Annotated in this window: 7 protein-coding genes, 1 tRNA gene and 3 rRNA genes; 10 read left to right on the plus strand and 1 reads right to left on the minus strand. The window is 65.8% G+C overall.

The window, feature by feature from the left end:
* Window positions 1–106: 106 nt before the first annotated feature.
* The 8 genes from thyX to AN215_RS26755 all read left to right on the plus strand — a co-directional run bounded on the left by thyX (window position 107) and on the right by AN215_RS26755 (window position 10,593).
* Window positions 107–847 carry an FAD-dependent thymidylate synthase gene (gene thyX / locus AN215_RS26720; RefSeq protein WP_070010631.1) on the plus strand — a complete coding sequence of 247 codons (741 nt, stop codon included), beginning with the start codon at window positions 107–109 and terminating at the stop codon, window positions 845–847.
* A gap of 204 nt (window positions 848–1,051) precedes the next feature.
* On the plus strand, window positions 1,052–1,951 hold the full coding sequence (gene dapA / locus AN215_RS26725; protein WP_070010630.1) for a 4-hydroxy-tetrahydrodipicolinate synthase: 900 nt from the start codon (window positions 1,052–1,054) through the stop codon (window positions 1,949–1,951).
* Window positions 1,952–2,215: 264 nt separating this feature from the next.
* Window positions 2,216–3,901 (plus strand): ribonuclease J, encoded by a 1,686-nt coding sequence (locus AN215_RS26730; protein WP_070010629.1) that lies wholly within the window; start codon window positions 2,216–2,218, stop codon window positions 3,899–3,901.
* A 399-nt stretch (window positions 3,902–4,300) separates the two neighbouring features.
* Window positions 4,301–5,828 (plus strand): 16S ribosomal RNA (locus AN215_RS26735).
* A gap of 349 nt (window positions 5,829–6,177) precedes the next feature.
* Window positions 6,178–9,306: ribosomal RNA gene (locus AN215_RS26740) — 23S ribosomal RNA — on the plus strand.
* 147 nt (window positions 9,307–9,453) lie between these two features.
* Window positions 9,454–9,570: ribosomal RNA gene (gene rrf, locus AN215_RS26745) — 5S ribosomal RNA — on the plus strand.
* The 16S, 23S and 5S rRNA genes sit together here, the layout of an rRNA operon.
* A gap of 102 nt (window positions 9,571–9,672) precedes the next feature.
* Window positions 9,673–10,359 (plus strand): DegT/DnrJ/EryC1/StrS family aminotransferase, encoded by a 687-nt coding sequence (locus AN215_RS26750; protein ID WP_070010628.1) that lies wholly within the window; start codon window positions 9,673–9,675, stop codon window positions 10,357–10,359.
* A gap of 161 nt (window positions 10,360–10,520) precedes the next feature.
* Window positions 10,521–10,593 (plus strand) — tRNA-Thr (locus AN215_RS26755).
* 80 nt (window positions 10,594–10,673) lie between these two features.
* On the opposite strand, the gene AN215_RS26760 is transcribed toward AN215_RS26755, so the two are convergent.
* Window positions 10,674–13,289 carry a SpoIIE family protein phosphatase gene (locus tag AN215_RS26760; RefSeq protein ID WP_070011305.1) on the minus strand — a complete coding sequence of 872 codons (2,616 nt, stop codon included), beginning with the start codon at window positions 13,287–13,289 and terminating at the stop codon, window positions 10,674–10,676.
* A gap of 521 nt (window positions 13,290–13,810) precedes the next feature.
* On the opposite strand from AN215_RS26760, the gene AN215_RS26765 reads away from it, so the two are divergent.
* Both AN215_RS26765 and AN215_RS26770 read left to right on the plus strand, forming a co-directional pair.
* The gene (locus AN215_RS26765; RefSeq protein ID WP_070010627.1) at window positions 13,811–19,531 is read left to right on the plus strand and encodes a HAMP domain-containing protein; all 5,721 of its coding nucleotides are present in this window, start codon (window positions 13,811–13,813) and stop codon (window positions 19,529–19,531) included.
* Between the two features lie 246 nt (window positions 19,532–19,777).
* Entirely contained in the window at window positions 19,778–20,485 is a 708-nt protein-coding gene (locus AN215_RS26770) for a response regulator (RefSeq protein WP_070010626.1), read from the plus strand.
* Window positions 20,486–20,488 lie beyond the last annotated feature (3 nt).

The raw sequence follows: 20,488 nt of genomic DNA on the forward strand, positions 1-20,488 counted from the left end.
ATGCGGTCGGGAGCTGGGCGAAGGACGCCGGGCACGGTCGGGGAGTGTCGGTGGTCCGCCGTAGGCTTGGCGCGCCCGGAAGCCGCACCACACGGAAGGACCGCCCGTGACCGACACTCCAGACCAGCCCGCCGCACCCAGCTTCCGCGGAGACATGACCGTCGAGCTGGTCAAGCACAGTGCCGCCGACACCGACGTGCTGTGGGCGGCCCGGGTCTCGACGGGGGGCGAGAAGTCCCTGGAGGAGCTGCACAAGGACCCGCAGCGCTCCAAGGGCCTGATCAACTACCTGATGCGCGACCGCCACGGCAGCCCCTTCGAGCACAACTCGATGACCTTCTTCATCAGTGCTCCGCTCTTCGTCTTCCGGGAGTTCCACCGGCACAGGGTCGGCTGGTCCTACAACGAGGAGTCGGGCCGCTACCGCGAGCTCCAGCCCGTCTTCTACACCCCGGCGCCCACCCGGAAGCTCGTCCAGCAGGGCCGTCCAGGCAAGTACGAGTTCGTGGAGGGCACCCCTGAGCAGCACGAACTGACGAGCTCCGCGATGCAGGAGTCCTACCGGCAGGCGTATGAGACCTATCAGCGCCTGCTGGCCGGTGGTGTCGCCCGCGAGGTGGCCCGGGCCGTCCTCCCGGTCGGCCTGTACTCCTCCATGTACGCGACCTGCAACGCCCGCTCCCTCATGCACTTCCTCGGCCTGCGCACCCAGCACGAGCAGGCGAAGGTGCCGTCGTTCCCGCAGCGGGAGATCGAGATGGTGGGTGAGCTGATGGAGGAGCAGTGGTCGAAGCTGATGCCCCTCACGTATGAGGCCTTCAACGCCAACGGCCGCGTCGCTCCTTAAATGCCCGGATTGCGGGCTTTCGTGTAGTACGTCTACGCTGAAATCACGGCCCGGCACTGCTTGAACCCCCGAGCAGGCAGTGCCGGGTCTCCCTTGCCACAGGGCGCCGTCAAGAGCGTGTAATCCGCCTTCGTAACCGCCGGATGACCATGACCATGGCCCCGAGGGGGCACGACCGCCCGAGCTGCGAGTAGCGTGGACCCTATGGCTCCGACCTCCACACCGCACACGCCCTTCGGGCGGGTCCTGACAGCGATGGTCACGCCGTTCACTTCAGACGGCGCCCTCGACCTCGACGGTGCGCAGCAGCTCGCCGTTCACCTGGTGGACGCCGGCAATGACGGCTTGATCCTCAACGGCACCACCGGCGAGTCCCCGACGACCAGCGATGTCGAGAAAGCCCAGCTCGTGCAGGCAGTGGTCGAAGCGGTCGGCGACCGCGCCCACATCGTCGCCGGAGCCGGTACGAACGACACCGCACACAGTCTCGAACTCGCGCGCGACGCGGCGAAGGCCGGTGCACACGGCCTGCTCGCGGTGACGCCGTATTACAACAAGCCGCCGCAGGAGGGCCTCTTCAGGCACTTCACCGCCATCGCCGACGCCACTGATCTCCCGGTGATGCTCTACGACATCCCCGGCCGTTCCGGCGTCCCGATCAACACCGAGACGATCGTGCGGCTTGCCGAGCACCCGCGGATCGTCGCCAACAAGGACGCGAAGGGCGACCTGGGCCGTGCCAGCTGGGCCATCGCCACCAGCGGACTCGCCTGGTACAGCGGCGACGACATGCTCAACCTGCCGCTGCTCTCCGTCGGCGCGATCGGCTATGTCTCGGTGGTCGGTCACCTGGTCACGCCGGAGCTGCGTTCGATGCTCGAGGCACATCTCAGCGGTGATGTGACCAAGGCCACCGAGATCCACCAGAAGCTGCTCCCCGTCTTCACGGGCATGTTCCGCACGCAGGGTGTGATCACGTCGAAGGCCGCCCTCACGCTCCGCGGCCTGCCGGGCGGGCCCCTCAGGATGCCGCTCGTCGAGCTTTCCCCTGAGGAGACGCAGCAGCTGCGGCACGACCTCGCACACGGCGGCGTGCAGATCTGAACACCGACGTCATAACTCCATAACGGGCAACACCAGAAGAATCCAGACATAGTCAGTACGAGCGAGAAGCATCAACCCCCATTACCCGAATATCGCGCGCGCCACGTGTCCCACGGGTCCCTCATGCCGGAGGCCGGTGGGGTTCCCCATGCCGGAGGCCGGCGGGGTCCCTCATGAGGAGACCCACCGGAACCCTCATGCCGGAGGCCAGTGGGGTCCCCACGCCGGAGGCCAGGGAGGCGCGCGTCTGGTGAGGAGAGTCTTTTGAGTCATCCGCATCCCGAGCTCGGCCCACCGCCGAAGCTGCCCGAAGGCGGCCTGCGCATCACGCCGCTCGGCGGCCTGGGCGAAATCGGCCGCAACATGACTGTCGTCGAGTACGGCGGCAGGCTGCTGATCATCGACTGCGGCGTGCTCTTCCCCGAGGAAGAACAGCCCGGAGTCGACCTGATCCTGCCGGACTTCACTTCGCTGAGGGACCGTCTCGACGACATCGACGGCATCGTGCTGACGCACGGGCACGAGGACCACATCGGCGGCGTACCGTTCCTTCTCCGCGAGAAGGCCGACATCCCGCTGATCGGCTCCAAGCTGACCCTCGCACTGATCGAGGCGAAGCTGCAGGAGCACCGCATCCGGCCGTACACGCTGGAGGTCGAGGAAGGCCACCGCGAGCGCATCGGGCCCTTCGAGTGCGAGTTCGTCTCGGTCAACCACTCCATTCCCGACGCGCTGGCCGTCGCGATCCGCACGCCCGCGGGCATGGTCGTCCACACCGGCGACTTCAAGATGGACCAACTCCCGATGGACGGGCGCCTGACGGATCTGCGCGCCTTCGCGCGCCTCGGCGAGGAAGGCATCGACCTGCTGCTCTCCGACTCGACGAACGCCGAAGTACCGGGCTTCGTCCCGCCGGAGAGGGACATCTCGGGTGTGCTCCGGCAGGTGTTCGCCGGAGCACAGAAGCGCATCATCGTGGCGAGCTTCGCCAGTCACGTGCACCGCATTCAGCAAATCCTGGACGCCGCCCACGAGTTCGGACGGCGAGTGGCCTTCGTGGGCCGTTCGATGGTCCGCAACATGGGAATCGCCAGGGACCTCGGCTACCTGGACGTCCCCGCCGGTCTCGTCGTCGACGTCAAGACGCTCGACGACCTCCCGGACGACGAAGTGGTGCTCGTGTGCACCGGATCGCAGGGCGAACCGATGGCGGCGCTGTCCCGCATGGCCAACCGCGACCACCAGATCCGCATCGTCCAGGGCGACACGGTGATCCTCGCCTCGTCCCTCATCCCGGGCAACGAGAACGCCGTGTTCCGGGTCATCAACGGTCTCACCCGCTGGGGCGCCAACGTCGTGCACAAGGGCAACGCCAAGGTCCACGTCTCCGGGCACGCCTCGGCCGGCGAGCTGCTGTACTTCTACAACATCTGCCAGCCCAAGAACCTCATGCCGGTGCACGGTGAGTGGCGCCATCTGCGCGCCAACGCCGAACTGGGGGCCCAGACCGGAGTGCCGCGCGAGCGGGTCGTCATCGCGGAGGACGGGGTCGTCGTCGACCTGATCGACGGCAAGGCCACCATCGCGGGCAAGGTCCATGCCGGCTACGTGTACGTCGATGGCCTCTCGGTCGGCGATGTGACGGAGTCCTCCCTCAAGGACCGCCGCATCCTCGGCGACGAGGGGATCATCTCGGTCTTCGTCGTCGTGGACAGCAGCACAGGGAAGATCGTCGGTGGGCCGCACATCCAGTCGCGCGGCTCGGGCATCGACGACGCCGACTTCGAGCGGGTGGTTCCGAAGATCGACGAGGCGCTCGCCAAGTCGGCACAGGACGGGATCGCAGAAACGCACCAGCTCCAGCAGCTGGTACGCCGCACAGTGGGCAAGTGGGTCTCCGACACCTACCGCCGCCGCCCGATGATCCTCCCCGTGGTCGTCGAGGTCTGAGTCCCAACGACGAGCGGAGCGCCTCGATTTGCATCCAGGCGCTCCGCTCGAGTATGTTTGCAGCTCCAACTCAGCGGGTAACGGGCGATCTTCGCCGACGCAGACCCGCAGCCAGTACCAACTGGAGGGTCCGGCAAACGGATTCGGAAAGCGGTCCTGGTAAGGTTGGAATCACCGAGAGGGAAGCGCCCGGAGTGGCCTGTGGCAGGGTTGTGATGGAAGCGTCCGTTCTTTGAGAACTCAACAGCGTGCCAAAAGTCAACGCCAGATATGTTGATACCTCGTGCCCCTGGTGTGTTTGCCGGGGGTGGGGATTTCTTTGATGACAGCGAGGATGTTGTGCGCGACCGGGATTATTCCTTCTGGTTGTGCCGCTCTTTCGGGTCTGTCTTGTAGGCATTCACGGAGAGTTTGATCCTGGCTCAGGACGAACGCTGGCGGCGTGCTTAACACATGCAAGTCGAACGATGAAGCCCTTTCGGGGGTGGATTAGTGGCGAACGGGTGAGTAACACGTGGGCAATCTGCCCTGCACTTCGGGACAAGCCCTGGAAACGGGGTCTAATACCGTATAGGACTGCCGGCCGCATGGTCTGGTGGTGGAAAGCTTCGGCGGTGCAGGATGAGCCCGCGGCCTATCAGCTTGTTGGTGGGGTGATGGCCTACCAAGGCGACGACGGGTAGCCGGCCTGAGAGGGCGACCGGCCACACTGGGACTGAGACACGGCCCAGACTCCTACGGGAGGCAGCAGTGGGGAATATTGCACAATGGGCGGAAGCCTGATGCAGCGACGCCGCGTGAGGGATGACGGCCTTCGGGTTGTAAACCTCTTTCAGCAGGGAAGAAGCTTTTGTGACGGTACCTGCAGAAGAAGCACCGGCTAACTACGTGCCAGCAGCCGCGGTAATACGTAGGGTGCGAGCGTTGTCCGGAATTATTGGGCGTAAAGAGCTCGTAGGCGGCTTGTCGCGTCGGATGTGAAAGCCCGGGGCTTAACCCTGGGTCTGCATTCGATACGGGCAGGCTGGAGTTCGGTAGGGGAGATCGGAATTCCTGGTGTAGCGGTGAAATGCGCAGATATCAGGAGGAACACCGGTGGCGAAGGCGGATCTCTGGGCCGATACTGACGCTGAGGAGCGAAAGCATGGGGAGCGAACAGGATTAGATACCCTGGTAGTCCATGCCGTAAACGTTGGGCACTAGGTGTGGGCGACATTCCACGTTGTCCGTGCCGCAGCTAACGCATTAAGTGCCCCGCCTGGGGAGTACGGCCGCAAGGCTAAAACTCAAAGGAATTGACGGGGGCCCGCACAAGCGGCGGAGCATGTGGCTTAATTCGACGCAACGCGAAGAACCTTACCAAGGCTTGACATACACCGGAAAGCTCTGGAGACAGAGCCCCCCTTGTGGTCGGTGTACAGGTGGTGCATGGCTGTCGTCAGCTCGTGTCGTGAGATGTTGGGTTAAGTCCCGCAACGAGCGCAACCCTTGTCTCGTGTTGCCAGCAGGCCCTTGTGGTGCTGGGGACTCACGGGAGACTGCCGGGGTCAACTCGGAGGAAGGTGGGGACGACGTCAAGTCATCATGCCCCTTATGTCTTGGGCTGCACACGTGCTACAATGGCCGGTACAATGAGTGGCGATGCCGTGAGGTGGAGCGAATCTCAAAAAGCCGGTCTCAGTTCGGATTGGGGTCTGCAACTCGACCCCATGAAGTCGGAGTCGCTAGTAATCGCAGATCAGCATTGCTGCGGTGAATACGTTCCCGGGCCTTGTACACACCGCCCGTCACGTCACGAAAGTCGGTAACACCCGAAGCCGGTGGCCCAACCCCTTGTGGGAGGGAGCCGTCGAAGGTGGGACTGGCGATTGGGACGAAGTCGTAACAAGGTAGCCGTACCGGAAGGTGCGGCTGGATCACCTCCTTTCTAAGGAGCATCTCTCACCGCCGGCCCCCGGGCCGGGTGGTGACAGAGCCAGTACACCGGCGCACGTCCGGTGCTGGACGCTCATGGGTGGAACGTTGACTATTCAGCTCTCGTGCCGGTGTCGGCCGTTAGTACTGCCTGTGTTGTTGCAGGTGTGGAAGACGGTCCGCTGCCGGCGGTGGGGGCTGGGCGCGCTGTTGGGTGTCTGAGAGTGCGGGCGGCCGCTGGTTTCCGGTGGTTGGTCGTGGGTCTCTTGGTTGCCGGTCCCGGTGTACTTCGCCCCGATGGGGTGGGGGTGGTGGGTGGCTGGTTGTTGTTTGAGAACTGGACAGTGGACGCGAGCATCTGTGGCCAAGTTTTTAAGGGCGCACGGTGGATGCCTTGGCACCAGGAACCGATGAAGGACGTGGGAGGCCGCGATAGGCCCCGGGGAGTTGTCAACCGAGCTGTGATCCGGGGGTGTCCGAATGGGGAAACCCGGCAGTCGTCATGGGCTGTCACCCGCATCTGAATGTATAGGGTGTGTGGAGGGAACGCGGGGAAGTGAAACATCTCAGTACCCGCAGGAAGAGAAAACAACTGTGATTCCGGGAGTAGTGGCGAGCGAAACTGGATGAGGCTAAACCGTATGTGTGTGAGACCCGGCAGGGGTTGCATGTACGGGGTTGTGGGAGTTCTCTTGTCCGGTCTGCCGGCCGGTCGGCGAGTCAGAAATTGTTGATGTAGGCGAAGGGTATGCGAAAGGCCCGGCGTAGAGGGTAAGACCCCCGTAGCTGAAATGTCAGCAACTTGTTTGAGGACCACCCGAGTAGCATGGGGCCCGAGAAATCCTGTGTGAATCTGGCGGGACCACCCGTCAAGCCTAAATATTCCCTGGTGACCGATAGCGGATAGTACCGTGAGGGAATGGTGAAAAGTACCGCGGGAGCGGAGTGAAAGAGTACCTGAAACCGTGTGCCTACAAGCCGTGGGAGCGTCGCGTGCCAAGCTTGCTTGGTGCGTCGTGACTGCGTGCCTTTTGAAGAATGAGCCTGCGAGTTTGCGGCATGTTGCGAGGTTAACCCGTGTGGGGGAGCCGTAGCGAAAGCGAGTCCGAAGAGGGCGGTCTGAGTAGCGTGTTCAAGACCCGAAGCGGAGTGATCTAGCCATGGGCAGGGTGAAGCGGAGGTAAGACTTCGTGGAGGCCCGAACCCACCAGGGTTGAAAACCTGGGGGATGACCTGTGGTTAGGGGTGAAAGGCCAATCAAACTCCGTGATAGCTGGTTCTCCCCGAAATGCATTTAGGTGCAGCGTCGTGTGTTTCTTGCCGGAGGTAGAGCACTGGATAGGCGATGGGCCCTACCGGGTTACTGACCTTAGCCAAACTCCGAATGCCGGTAAGTGAGAGCGCGGCAGTGAGACTGTGGGGGATAAGCTCCATGGTCGAGAGGGAAACAGCCCAGAGCATCGACTAAGGCCCCTAAGCGTGTGCTAAGTGGGAAAGGATGTGGAGTCGCAGAGACAACCAGGAGGTTGGCTTAGAAGCAGCCATCCTTGAAAGAGTGCGTAATAGCTCACTGGTCAAGTGATTCCGCGCCGACAATGTAGCGGGGCTCAAGCACACCGCCGACGTCGTGTCACTCCAACGTGAAGGGCTAACGCCTGTTGGGGTGGGTAGGGGAGCGTCGTGTGCCGGGTGAAGCAGCACCGGAAGGTAGTTGTGGACGGTATGCGAGTGAGAATGCAGGCATGAGTAGCGATACATGCGTGAGAAACGTGTGCGCCGATTGACTAAGGGTTCCTGGGTCAAGCTGATCTGCCCAGGGTAAGTCGGGTCCTAAGGCGAGGCCGACAGGCGTAGTCGATGGATAACCGGTTGATATTCCGGTACCCGTGGCAGTGCGCCAGCGCTGAATCAGGTGATGCTAAGCCCGTGAAACCCCCGGTCGGATTCTTCGGAAAACGGCTGGTGTGGTGGAGCCGGCGGTCCGAGTCTGTAGTAGGTGAGTGATGGGGTGACGCAGGAAGGTAGTCCAGCCCGGGCGGTGGTTGTCCCGGGGTAAGGGTGTAGGGCGTCATGCAGGTAAATCCGCATGGCACGAAGCCTGAGACCTGATGCCGAGCCGATTGTGGTGAAGTGGATGATCCTATGCTGTCGAGAAAAGCCTCTAGCGAGTGCTGTTGCGGCCCGTACCCTAAACCGACTCAGGTGGTCTGGTAGAGAATACCGAGGCGTTCGGGTGAACTATGGTTAAGGAACTCGGCAAAATGCCCCCGTAACTTCGGGAGAAGGGGGGCCACGGCCGGTGAAGAGTCTTGCACTCGGAGCTGGTGGTGGCCGCAGAGACCAGCGAGAAGCGACTGTTTACTAAAAACACAGGTCCGTGCGAAGCCGTAAGGCGATGTATACGGACTGACGCCTGCCCGGTGCTGGAACGTTAAGGGGACCGGTTAGTCACATTTCGGTGTGGCGAAGCTGAGAACTTAAGCGCCAGTAAACGGCGGTGGTAACTATAACCATCCTAAGGTAGCGAAATTCCTTGTCGGGTAAGTTCCGACCTGCACGAATGGCGTAACGACTTCTTGACTGTCTCAACCATAGGCCCGGTGAAATTGCACTACGAGTAAAGATGCTCGTTTCGCGCAGCAGGACGGAAAGACCCCGGGACCTTTACTACAGCTTGATATTGGTGTTCGGTTCGGTTTGTGTAGGATAGGTGGGAGACTGTGAAGCATTCGCGCCAGCGGGTGTGGAGTCGTTGTTGAAATACCACTCTGATCGTGCTGGATGTCTAACCTGGGTCCGTGATCCGGATCAGGGACAGTGTCTGGTGGGTAGTTTAACTGGGGCGGTTGCCTCCTAAAATGTAACGGAGGCGCCCAAAGGTTCCCTCAGCCTGGTTGGTCATCAGGTGGTGAGTGTAAGTGCACAAGGGAGCTTGACTGTGAGACTGACGGGTCGAGCAGGGACGAAAGTCGGGACTAGTGATCCGGCGGTGGCTTGTGGAAGCGCCGTCGCTCAACGGATAAAAGGTACCCCGGGGATAACAGGCTGATCTTCCCCAAGAGTCCATATCGACGGGATGGTTTGGCACCTCGATGTCGGCTCGTCGCATCCTGGGGCTGGAGTCGGTCCCAAGGGTTGGGCTGTTCGCCCATTAAAGCGGTACGCGAGCTGGGTTTAGAACGTCGTGAGACAGTTCGGTCCCTATCCGCTGCGCGCGTAGGAGTCTTGAGAAGGGCTGTCCCTAGTACGAGAGGACCGGGACGGACGGACCTCTGGTGTGCCAGTTGTTCTGCCAAGAGCATGGCTGGTTGGCTACGTTCGGGAGGGATAACCGCTGAAAGCATCTAAGCGGGAAGCCTGCTTCGAGATGAGGACTCCCACCCCCTGTGTGGGGTTAAGGCTCCCGGGAGATGACCGGGTTGATAGGCCGGATATGGAAGACCCGTGAGGGTTGGAGTTGACCGGTACTAATAAGCCGAGGGCTTGACCACACATGCTTCGCGTCCACTGTGCAGTATCTGAAACAACAACCCCCCGCACCCCGCACCAAAGGGTTGCCGGCCGGTTGTTAAGTGAAGAGTGCGCTGACACAACACAGAGAACACAGAGTTTCCCCCACCCGTGTGTGGGGGGTGTGTTTCGGTGGTCATAGCGTGAGGGAAACGCCCGGTCACATTCCGAACCCGGAAGCTAAGCCTTACTGCGCCGATGGTACTGCATGCGGGAGCGTGTGGGAGAGTAGGACACCGCCGAACTATCATTCAAGGGCTGTGGTTCCGAAACTGTTCGGTTTTGGAACCACAGCCCTTATTCATTTCGTCACCGGCAGTTCATTTTCCGCCCGCACCATCGGCGCCATGAGCGCGACTGAGATGACGGGCGTCGGCATAGGCAGCGGAGACGAGGTTGTGGTGCCGGGCTTCGGCGGAGCCGAAGTGGCAGGCGCAGTACGGGCGGTGGGGGCGCGCCCGGTGTTCGCGGACATCGATCCGTTGAGCTTCTGCTTGTCCCCCGCGGCAGTTGACGCCGCGGTCACGGACCGGACGGTCGCCATCGCGCCGGTTCATCTCTTCGGTCATCCCGCGGACATGGTGTGCCTGCACGAGGTCGCCCAGCGGCGAGGTCTCCGGGTGGTCGATCCCGAGCCCGAACGCTCAGTGGTCTCCGTGGACGCCGCGCGCCGCCGGCAGTTCGCCGACTACCTCGAGAGGCGGCTGCGAGGCGTGGTCATACCCTCCGTCGCCCTCGGGGTGCAGCATTCGTTCACCGAGTACGTGGTGCGTGTGCCGGGCAACGGACGACCCGACCGGGACGCCTTCAAACGCGCACTCCGGTCGCGCGGAGTGGACTGCTACGTACCGGTCAAGACGCCGGCCCACCGCACCGCGGAGTTCCGCAGCGATGTGTGGCTGCCCGAATCGGAGCGTGCGGCGGACGAGACGCTAGCGCTCCCCGTCTCTACGTCGATGACGAAGCGCGAACTCCATCGCCTGGTCTCCGCCTGCAACGGGCTCGGTGGCCTGCTGATGGATTCCGCCTGCTGACAGGGCCCGCCCTGCTGAGTCCGCGGATCTTCGCCGTCCGTATGTTCACAGGCGGCGTCTGCGGGCTGCGAACCCGGCGAGCGTCAGGGCGGGTTGGTGCCGGGCCGCCGGGTCGATTTGTGGAGCGGCATCGTCCGTCGGGTAAGATCCGGCTGCAGCGCGCCCCAATAGCTCAGTCGGCAGAGCGTCTCCATGGTAAGGAGAAGGTCAACGGTTCGATTCCGTTTTGGGGCTCTGAGCAGCGAGTTGAAGAGGCTTCCGTCCACCGGCGGAAGCCTCTTTCGTGTTTGCGCCCGCCGGTTTCCGTGCCGTGTCTACTCGGGAACGCGCATGGCGAGGATGGCCATGTCGTCCGAGGGCGCCGCGCTGGCGAATCGCTCGACGGCGCGCATGATGCGCGCGGCGACGGCGCCGGCAGTGAGGCCCGTACAGCTGGTGAGAACGTCCGCGAGCCCGTCGTCCCCGAGCATGCGGGTGCCTTCGCGGCGCTCGGTGACGCCGTCCGTGACGCAGAGGAGCACGTCGCCGGGGTCGAGGATGACCCTCTGCTCATACAGTTCGAGGTCGTCCATGACGCCGAGGAGGGGCTGCGGGTCGGCGGCCGGTTCCACACTGCCGTCCTGACGCAGCCGCAGTGGAAGCGGATGGCCGGCGCAGACGACCTTCAGCTCGGCGCTGCCGTCACGTTGCGGCCGCAGCTCGCCGTAGAGAAGCGTCAGGAAGCGGCTGCGTGCGCCCTCGTCGAGGATCGCGGTGTTCAGCCGGTCCAGGACCGCGGGTCCGCCCAGGCCCTCGCGGGCGAGCAGGCGCAGGGCGTGCCTGGCGAGTCCGGTCACCGCGGCCGCCTCGGGGCCGGTGCCGCAGACGTCGCCGATGGCGAAGCCGTAGGTGTCCTCGGAGATGTCGAAGAGGTCGTAGAAGTCGCCGCCGACCTCGTTGCCCTCGCCCGCCGCGCGGTAGATGACCTCGACCTCGACTCCGCCGCTGACCTCGGGCAGTTCGGGCGGGAGGAGGCTGCGCTGCAGCGACTGGCTGATGGCCGTACGTTCCGAGTAGAGCCGCGCGTTGTCGAGGGCCAGCGCCGCACGGCGGGAGAGATCCTCGGCGAGTTCGAGGATCTCCTGACGGAACCGTTCTTCTGCCGGTTTGCCCAGCGTGAGCATGCCGATGACGCGGTTGCGGGCGACGAGCGGAAGCACGACGGTCTCGCCGCCGACCGCTGTCGCCGTGGCCCGGGTCGAGCCCGGCGACAGATGGTGTTCCTCCTCGCCGAGCACCACCGTGCGCAGCGAGCTGCGCAGCGCCGCCGAGTGCGCCGCGTCCGACGGGGCGCTCCACACACGGGCGCCGGGAGCGGGCACGGGGTCCGGCGGATCGACCTTGTTGAGGAGCGCCTTGAGGTGGTCGATCCGGTCCTCGTCCTCGTGCAGCACGTACGAGAGCTTCGGGTCCGAGCCGGGTTCGGCGACCGTGTACACGGCGCACCAGGCGGCGAGCGTGGGCACCGTCATCTGCGCCATGAGCGCGAGCGTCTGGTCCCGGTCGAGGGTGCCGGCCAGCAGGTCGGAGGCTTCGACGAGGAAGGAGAGCGAGCCGCGGCGCAGCCTCTCCAGCTCGGTGAGGCGGGCCCGTTCGACGGCGAGCGCAATGCGGTCGGCGGCGAACTGGAGGCGCAGGGCTTCCTCGTTGGTGTACCGGCCGGGGGACTCGGTGGCCACGCCCAGCGAACCGGTGAGCCTGCCCTCGACCTTCAGCGGCACCGTGACGACGGAACGCATGCCCGTGCCGGCGAGCAGCGGCACCGCCCCCGGTACGACCGTGAGGTCCTCGTGCACGGAGGGCATGCGGGCCGATCCGTAACGCCCGGTGCCCGCCTCGACCGGGACGCGGGCGAAGCGCTGGCGGGCGGAGGGCAGCCCGGTGGACGCACGGACTTCGAGTTCGGTCTCGTCGTCGGTGGCCAGCAGGAGGTAGGCGGAGTCGCCGTCCAGCATGTCCCGGGCACGCTCCACCGTTCGCTGGAGCAAGCCGTCGAGATCGTCCGGAGCCGGGGAACCGATAAAGATTTCGAAGGGGTCGCCGGGGCCCTCGCCGCTGTCGTGGCGGCTCGCGGAGTCGGGTGCCGGAGAGCGCAACGGGGACTGCAGAACGGCCCGTTCGTGGTCGCGTACGAGCAGGCACACGGTGGACGGTTCGCCGTCGCTGTCGCGCACACGCAGGTGAGAGGCGTAGACGGGGATCGTACGGCCGTCGGCGTCCCGCAGCCCGTACGAGCCCTCCCAGCGCGAGAGGTGGAGCGCCTCGGCGATGCCGGTGCTCGTCCCCGGCGTGTGGGGCCAGGCGGCGAAGTCGGTGAGCGGCTTGCCGACGACCTGCTCCGCCGGATATCCGAAGAGCTGCTCCGCGTCCTCGTTCCAGGCGGAGATGGCGCCGCCGCGGTCGATCTGGATGACGGCCACGTGTACGCGCGCGTCGGCGACGGGAAGGGCGTCGTCCGGCAGGGCGGGTCCTGCGGCACGGGTGCCCACGGGGCGTTCTGGCAGGTCGAGGCTGAACCAGACGCGCTTGTCGGCGGCCGTGTAGTCCACGCCCCAGTGAGAGGCCAGTGCGGCGCACAGCAGGAGCCCGCGGCCGCCTTCACGGTCCGGGCTGCCGAGGACGTGGGCGGGGTCCTGGAGCGGCAGTTCGCGCTCGGGATAGCGGTCGACGACCTCGATGCGTACGCCTTCGCCGTCGCGCAGGCACACGACCTCGGCGGCCGTGCCGGCGTGCACCACTGCGTTGGTGACGAGTTCGCTGGTCAGGACGACGGCGTCGTCGACGATGTCGCCGAGCCCCCAGCCCTGGAGGGTGTCCCGCACGAAGGCGCGGGCCGTCGCGACGGAACGTCCGACAGGCTCGAACGTGGCCGCTGCCCTCGCGGTGATCACTCGTCTCCCCTTGTATCGCTGATCGCTTCCGGCCCGCGCCCCGTCGGTGCCCTGCGCCCCGTCGGAGCCCTGCGGGGCGTGCTGCGCCGCGATGGCGGGCGTTCTCGCGCTGCCGTCTGCGGGGCCGTCCCCGTTGCGGCCGGCCGGGAGACCCACGTCGCCGTCCGCGGGCGGACTCCCGCGCTCGGCGCTCTGCTCTTGCGTCACCCGCGGCGCCCCTCCGTTGCCTTTCATGCTCTCGCAGCTGCCCCCCGGCCCTCTCCGTGCGTTTTCGTACGATTCGCACTTTTCGCGCTCTGTCCGCAACACGGGACGGATGGACAGCCGGAAGCCAGGTTACTTACGTTCGCAGTGTGCGCGGGTGCCGGATCCAGTGTGTTTTCCGTCCGGGGTGTGTGGAGAGCGGTGTGCCATGCTGCCGAACTGTTATCGCCTGGTTCGGGCAGGGTGAAACACTGGGAAGGCTCGAAGCAACAGCCCGGGTATGACGGCAGGACGGTCGACCCTTCGGGAGGGACACGGTGGAGTCTGGCGCAGCGGCGCGTGGCAAGAGTGCGCGTGCGAAGGGCGGCCGCTCCCGGAAGAGCGGGACGATCGAGGTCGACGCGGCTACCGTCAATCGGCTGCTGACGGCCCTGACGGCGATGCGTGACGGTAACTTCCGTAAACGTCTGACCGTCACCGGTGACGGGCCCATGGCGGAGATCGCCGCGGTCTTCAACGAGGTCGCGGATCAGAACCTCCACCTGACCGGCGAGCTGGCCCGCGTACGGCGGGTGGTCGGCCGTGAGGGCAAGCTGACGGAGCGGCTCGAGACCGGCACGTGCGAGGGATCGTGGGCGGCGGCGATCGACGCGTCCAACGCCCTGGTGGAGGACCTGGTCCGGCCCGTCTCGGAGGTCGGCAGAGTGCTGACCGCGGTGGCCGAGGGCGACCTGGAGCAGCGGATGGATCTGCGCTCCCGCGGGGCCGACGGCAGCGGGCGGCCGCTGCGCGGCGAGTTCCTGAAGGTGGGGCGCACCGTCAACGGGCTCGTGGATCAGCTTTCCGCGTTCACGGACGAAGTGACGCGCGTCGCAAGCGAGGTCGGCACGGAGGGGAAGCTGGGCGGCCAGGCGCGGGTGCGCGGCATGTCCGGCTCCTGGAAGGACCTGACGGACTCCGTCAACACGATGGCGTCCCGGCTGACCGCGCAGGTGCGGGACATCGCGCTCGTGACGACCGCGGTCGCCAAGGGTGATCTCTCGCGCAAGGTCACCGTGCATGTGGCCGGTGAGATGCTGGAGTTGAAGAACACCGTCAACACGATGGTGGACCAGCTCTCCTCCTTCCAGTCCGAGGTGACGCGGGTCGCCCGGGAGGTCGGCACCGAGGGAGAGCTCGGCGGCCAGGCCCGCGTGCAGGGCGTGGCGGGCGTGTGGAAGGACCTGACGGACTCCGTCAACCTCATGGCGGGCAATCTCACTTCACAGGTGCGTGAGATCGCTCAGGTGACCACGGCGGTCGCCAACGGCGACCTGTCGCAGAAGATCACGGTCAACGCGCGGGGTGAGGTCGCGCAGCTCGCCGAGACGATCAACACGATGACGGAGACGCTGCGTACGTTCGCCGACGAGGTGACCCGCGCGGCGAACGAGGTCGGTACGGAGGGCGTCCTCGGCGGTCAGGCGCAGGTGCCGGGCGCGGCAGGGATCTGGAAGGACCTGACGGACTCGGTGAACACCGCGTTCCGCAACCTCACCGCGCAGGTCCGGGACATCGCGCAGGTCACGACGGCCGTGGCGAACGGCGACCTGTCGCAGAAGGTGACCGTTGACGTCTCCGGCGAGATGCTGGAGCTGAAGACCACGGTGAACACGATGGTCGACCAGCTCTCCTCGTTCGGCGCCGAAGTGACCCGCGTCGCACGGGAGATCGGCGTCGAGGGTGAACTGGGCGGTCAGGCGCAGGTGCCGGGTGCGGGCGGCACCTGGAAGGACCTGACGGACTCGGTGAACACCGCGTTCCGCAACCTCACCGGCCAGGTCCGCAACATCGCGCAGGTCACGACCGCTGTAGCGAACGGCGACCTGTCGCAGAAGGTCGCCGTGGACGTCTCCGGCGAGATGCTGGAGCTGAAGAACACCGTCAACACGATGGTCGACCAGCTCTCCTCCTTCGCCGAGCAGGTCACGAGGATGGCCAGGGACGTCGGTACGGAGGGCCGTCTGGGCGGCCAGGCCCGCGTCGACGGCGTCTCCGGTACGTGGAAGGACCTCACGGACTCCGTCAACTTCATGGCGGGCAACCTGACTTCGCAGGTCCGCAACATCGCTCAGGTGACCACGGCCGTCGCCCGCGGCGATCTGTCGCAGAAGATCGAAGTCGACGCCCGCGGCGAGATCCTGGAACTCAAGAACACCATCAACACGATGGTCGACCAGCTGTCGTCGTTCGCCGAGCAGGTCACGCGGGTGGCCCGCGAGGTCGGTACGGAGGGACGGCTGGGCGGTCAGGCGCAGGTGCCCGGCGTCGCGGGCGTCTGGCGCGACCTGACCGACTCGGTGAACGGCATGGCCGGCAACCTCACGGACCAGGTGCGCAACATCGCCCAGGTGGCGACGGCGGTCGCCCGCGGTGACCTGTCGCAGAAGATCACCGTGGACGCGCGCGGTGAGATCCTGGAGCTCAAGAACACCCTGAACACGATGGTCGACCAGCTGTCGTCGTTCGCCGAGCAGGTCACGCGGGTGGCCCGCGAGGTCGGCACCGAGGGCATCCTTGGCGGCCAGGCGGAGGTCAAGGGCGTCTCCGGGACGTGGAAGGACCTCACGCAGTCCGTGAACTTCATGGCGAACAACCTCACCTCCCAGGTGCGGAACATCGCGGAGGTCACGACGGCCGTCGCGCAGGGCGACCTGTCGAAGAAGATCACCGTCGACGCCAAGGGCGAGATCCTCGCTCTCGTGACGACGGTGAACACGATGGTCGACCAGCTGTCGTCGTTCGCCGAGCAGGTCACGCGCGTCGCCCGCGAAGTGGGCACCGAGGGCATGCTCGGCGGTCAGGCGCGGGTGCCGGGCGTCACCGGCATCTGGAAGGACCTGAGCGAGAACGTCAACCTCATGGCGAACAACCTCACCAGCCAGGTCCGTAACATCTCGCAGGTCGCCACGGCCGTCGCCAACGGTGACCTGACGAAGAAGGTCACCGTGGAGGCGAGCGGTGAGGTCGAGCAGCTCGCGGACACCCTCAACACGATGGTGACGGCGCTCTCGACGTTCGCCGAAGAGGTCACCAGGGTCGCCCGGGAGGTCGGTACGGACGGCGTCCTGGGCGGACAGGCCCGGGTGGCCGGCGTGGCCGGTACGTGGAAGGACCTGACCGAGTCGGTGAACTCGATGGCCTCCAACCTCACCGGCCAGGTCCGCAACATCGCGATGGTCACCACCGCGATCGCCCGCGGTGACCTGACGAAGAAGATCGACATCGAGGCGAACGGCGAGATCCTTGAGCTGAAGACGACCATCAACACGATGGTCGACCAGCTCTCCTCGTTCGCGGAGCAGGTGACCCGGGTGGCCCGCGAGGTGGGCACGGAGGGTCAGCTGGGCGGTCAGGCGCGCGTACGGGGCGTCGCGGGCACGTGGAAGGACCTGACCGACTCGGTGAACGAGATGGCCTCCAACCTCACCCGGCAGATGCGCGCCATCGCCGACGTCGCGACCGCCGTGACCCGCGGCGATCACAACGTACGCATCGACGTCGAGGCCGCGGGCGAGATCCTGCAGCTCCAGGGCTACATCAACACCATGATCGCCAACCTGCGCGAGACCACGCTCGCCAACCAGGAGCAGGACTGGCTCAAGGGCAACCTCGCGCGCATTTCCGGTCTCATGCAGGGCCGCCGCGACCTCAAGGACGTGGCCGGCCTGATCATGAGCGAGCTGACGCCCGTCGTGTCCGCGCAGCACGGAGCCTTCTTCCTGGCCTTCTCCACCGGTGCGGACAAGGAGGACGTGGGCATCGGCGCCGACCACAGCGCCGACGGCAACTACGAGCTGCGCATGGTCGGCAGCTACGGCTACTCCACGGAGGCCATGCCGACGACGTTCACGCCCGGCGAGTCCCTCATCGGCACGGCTGCGCAAGAGGCCCGCACGATCCTCGTCGAGAACGCGCCGCCTGGCTATCTGAAGATCTCCTCCGGGCTCGGAGAGGCGCCGCCGGCGCACGTCATCGTGCTGCCCGTCGTCTTCGAAGGGACGATCCTCGGGGTCATCGAACTGGCGGCGTTCCAGCCGTTCGCGCAGATCCAGAAGGACTTCCTCAACCAGATCGCCGAAATGATCGCGACGAGCGTCAACACGATCAGCGTCAACACGAAGACCGAGGTCCTGCTGCAGCAGTCGCAGGAGCTGACCGAGCAGTTGCGGGACCGCTCGGAGGAGCTGGAGAACCGGCAGCGCGCGCTGCAGGAGTCCAACGCGCAGCTCGAGGAGAAGGCAGAGCAGCTCGCCCAGACCAACAGCGACATCGAGATCAAGAACAGGGAGATCGAGGAGGCGCGGCAGGTCCTGGAGGAGCGCGCCGAGCAGCTGTCGGTCTCGATGCGCTACAAGTCCGAGTTCCTGGCGAACATGAGCCACGAGCTGCGTACGCCGCTCAACTCGTTGCTCATCCTCGCGAAGCTGCTCGCGGACAACGCCGAGGGGAACCTCTCCCCGAAGCAGGTCGAGTTCGCCGAGACGATCCACGGCGCGGGCTCGGACCTGCTCCAGCTGATCAACGACATCCTCGACCTGTCGAAGGTCGAGGCGGGCAAGATGGACGTCAGCCCCACGCGCATCGCGCTCGTCCAGCTCGTCGACTACGTCGAGGCCACGTTCCGGCCGCTCACCGCGGAGAAGGGGCTCGATTTCTCCGTACGCGTCTCGCCGGAACTGCCCGCCACGCTGCACACCGACGAACAGCGGCTGCTGCAGGTGCTGCGCAACCTGCTGTCCAACGCGGTGAAGTTCACCGACACCGGCGCCGTCGAGCTGGTGATCCGCTCCGCTCAGGCCGATGTTCCCGACGTGATCAAGGAGCAGATGCTCGAGCACGGATCACTGCTGGACGCCGACGCCGAGATGATCGCCTTCTCGGTGACCGACACCGGTATCGGGATCGCGGCCAGCAAGATGCGGGTGATCTTCGAGGCGTTCAAGCAGGCCGACGGCACGACGAGCCGCAAGTACGGAGGCACGGGCCTGGGCCTGTCCATCAGCCGGGAGATCGCCCGGCTGCTGGGCGGCGAGATCTACGCGGCGAGCGAGGCCGGCCGAGGTTCCACCTTCACGCTCTACCTGCCGCTGCATCCGACCGAACTGCCGCCCCATGGCTACGCGCAGCTGGGTTCGGGCACGCTCGCCGTCGCCGCCGCCGCGGAGACGGGCGCGGCCGCCGCCGAACGCATCGAACCGCTGGAACGGGCGGACGAGACGCCGCAGCTCGGTCCTGGGGACCAAGGCGCCGAGGACACGGCCGAGTCCGGCGCGGCAGAGCCCGGCGAGACACCGGACCAGTCGGCGAGCGACGTCGCCGCCTCCGAGGCGGAACGGGCCGCCGCCTCGCTCGTACGACGGCGTCGGCAGCGCAACGCCACGGAGCCCGAGCAGCAGCGGGAGTTGCCCCCCGAGGCGCAGCCGGAGCCCCGCGCGCTCCAGAACGGCCGCGGCGCTCAGGGGGCGCAGAACGGCCGTACGGCCCCGGGCACCGCCTCCGGGCGGGGCAAGGCCGGCGGAGCCGCCTCGAAGGCCGCCGAGGGTGCCGAGAGCGCGCAGGGCGACGACGCCTGGCTGCACAGCGGACAGGATCTGGTCGAGCCGGGCCCCGGGGGCGACTTCGGCGGCGAGAAGGTGCTGATCGTCGACGACGACATCCGCAACGTCTTCGCACTCACCAGCGTCCTCGAACAGCACGGGCTGCAGGTCCTCTACGCCGAGAACGGCCGTGAGGGCATCGAGGTCCTGGAGCAGCACGACGACGTCACCGTCGTGCTGATGGACATCATGATGCCCGAGATGGACGGTTATGCGACGACGGCGGCGATCCGCAAGATGCCGCAGTTCGCGGGGCTGCCGATCATCGCGCTGACGGCCAAGGCGATGAAGGGCGACCGGGAGAAGAGCATCGAGGCCGGAGCGTCCGACTACGTGACGAAACCCGTGGACACCGACCACCTGCTCACTGTCATGCAGGAGTGGATGAGCGCGCGCTGATGTGGCACCGTGCTGGTAGCAGTCGACCGCTGACGCAGTGTGTCGAAGACGTGTGGAAGTGCGGTCGTCCGGGAACCTTTTGGTCCCCTGAGGCGTTTCTGCTGTGTGCACAGTGACATCACGGTGACAGGGTGTGGTGAACGTCGGCATGCGGCTACGATGACCCGCACAAGGACGGGCGGCGCTGTCGATGAGCGGCCCCCAGGGGCGGCGTCCGACGGACTGCCGGGGCGAGGAGGACGGGCCATGGTGCAGAAGGCCAAGATCCTCCTGGTCGATGACCGGCCGGAGAATCTGCTGGCGCTGGAGGCCATTCTCTCCGCGCTCGATCAGACACTGGTGCGGGCATCGTCAGGGGAGGAAGCGCTCAAGGCGCTGCTGACGGACGATTTCGCGGTCATCCTGCTCGACGTCCAGATGCCAGGCATGGATGGCTTCGAGACGGCGGCCCACATCAAGCGCCGGGAGCGCACGCGCGACATCCCGATCATCTTCCTGACGGCGATCAACCACGGCCCGCACCACACCTTCCGGGGCTATGCGGCAGGCGCGGTGGACTACATCTCCAAGCCGTTCGACCCGTGGGTGCTGCGTGCCAAGGTCTCCGTCTTCGTAGAGCTCTACATGAAGAACGTTCAGCTGCGTGAGCAGGCATCCCTGCTGCGGCGCCAGTTGGAGAACGGCAGCGGTCCCGGTCAGCCCCCCGCGGAGAGCGCGGAGACCGAGGAAGGCACCGAGCCCCCGGGTCTGCTCGCGGAGTTGTCCGCGCGTCTCGCCGCCGTGGAGGAGCAGGCAGAGGCGCTCTCCAAACAGCTCGGCGACAGCGCAGAGTCGGCCACGGTCGCCACGGCCGCACACCTGGAGCGGAAAATCACCGGGCTCCGCAGGGCACTTGACGCCCTGGAACCCGGCGCCGGCGGCAGCGCCTCGGCCCAGGTGCCCTCGCAGAACTGACGA

This window comes from Streptomyces abyssalis (assembly GCF_001751365.1).
Lineage (GTDB): Bacteria > Actinomycetota > Actinomycetes > Streptomycetales > Streptomycetaceae > Streptomyces > Streptomyces abyssalis.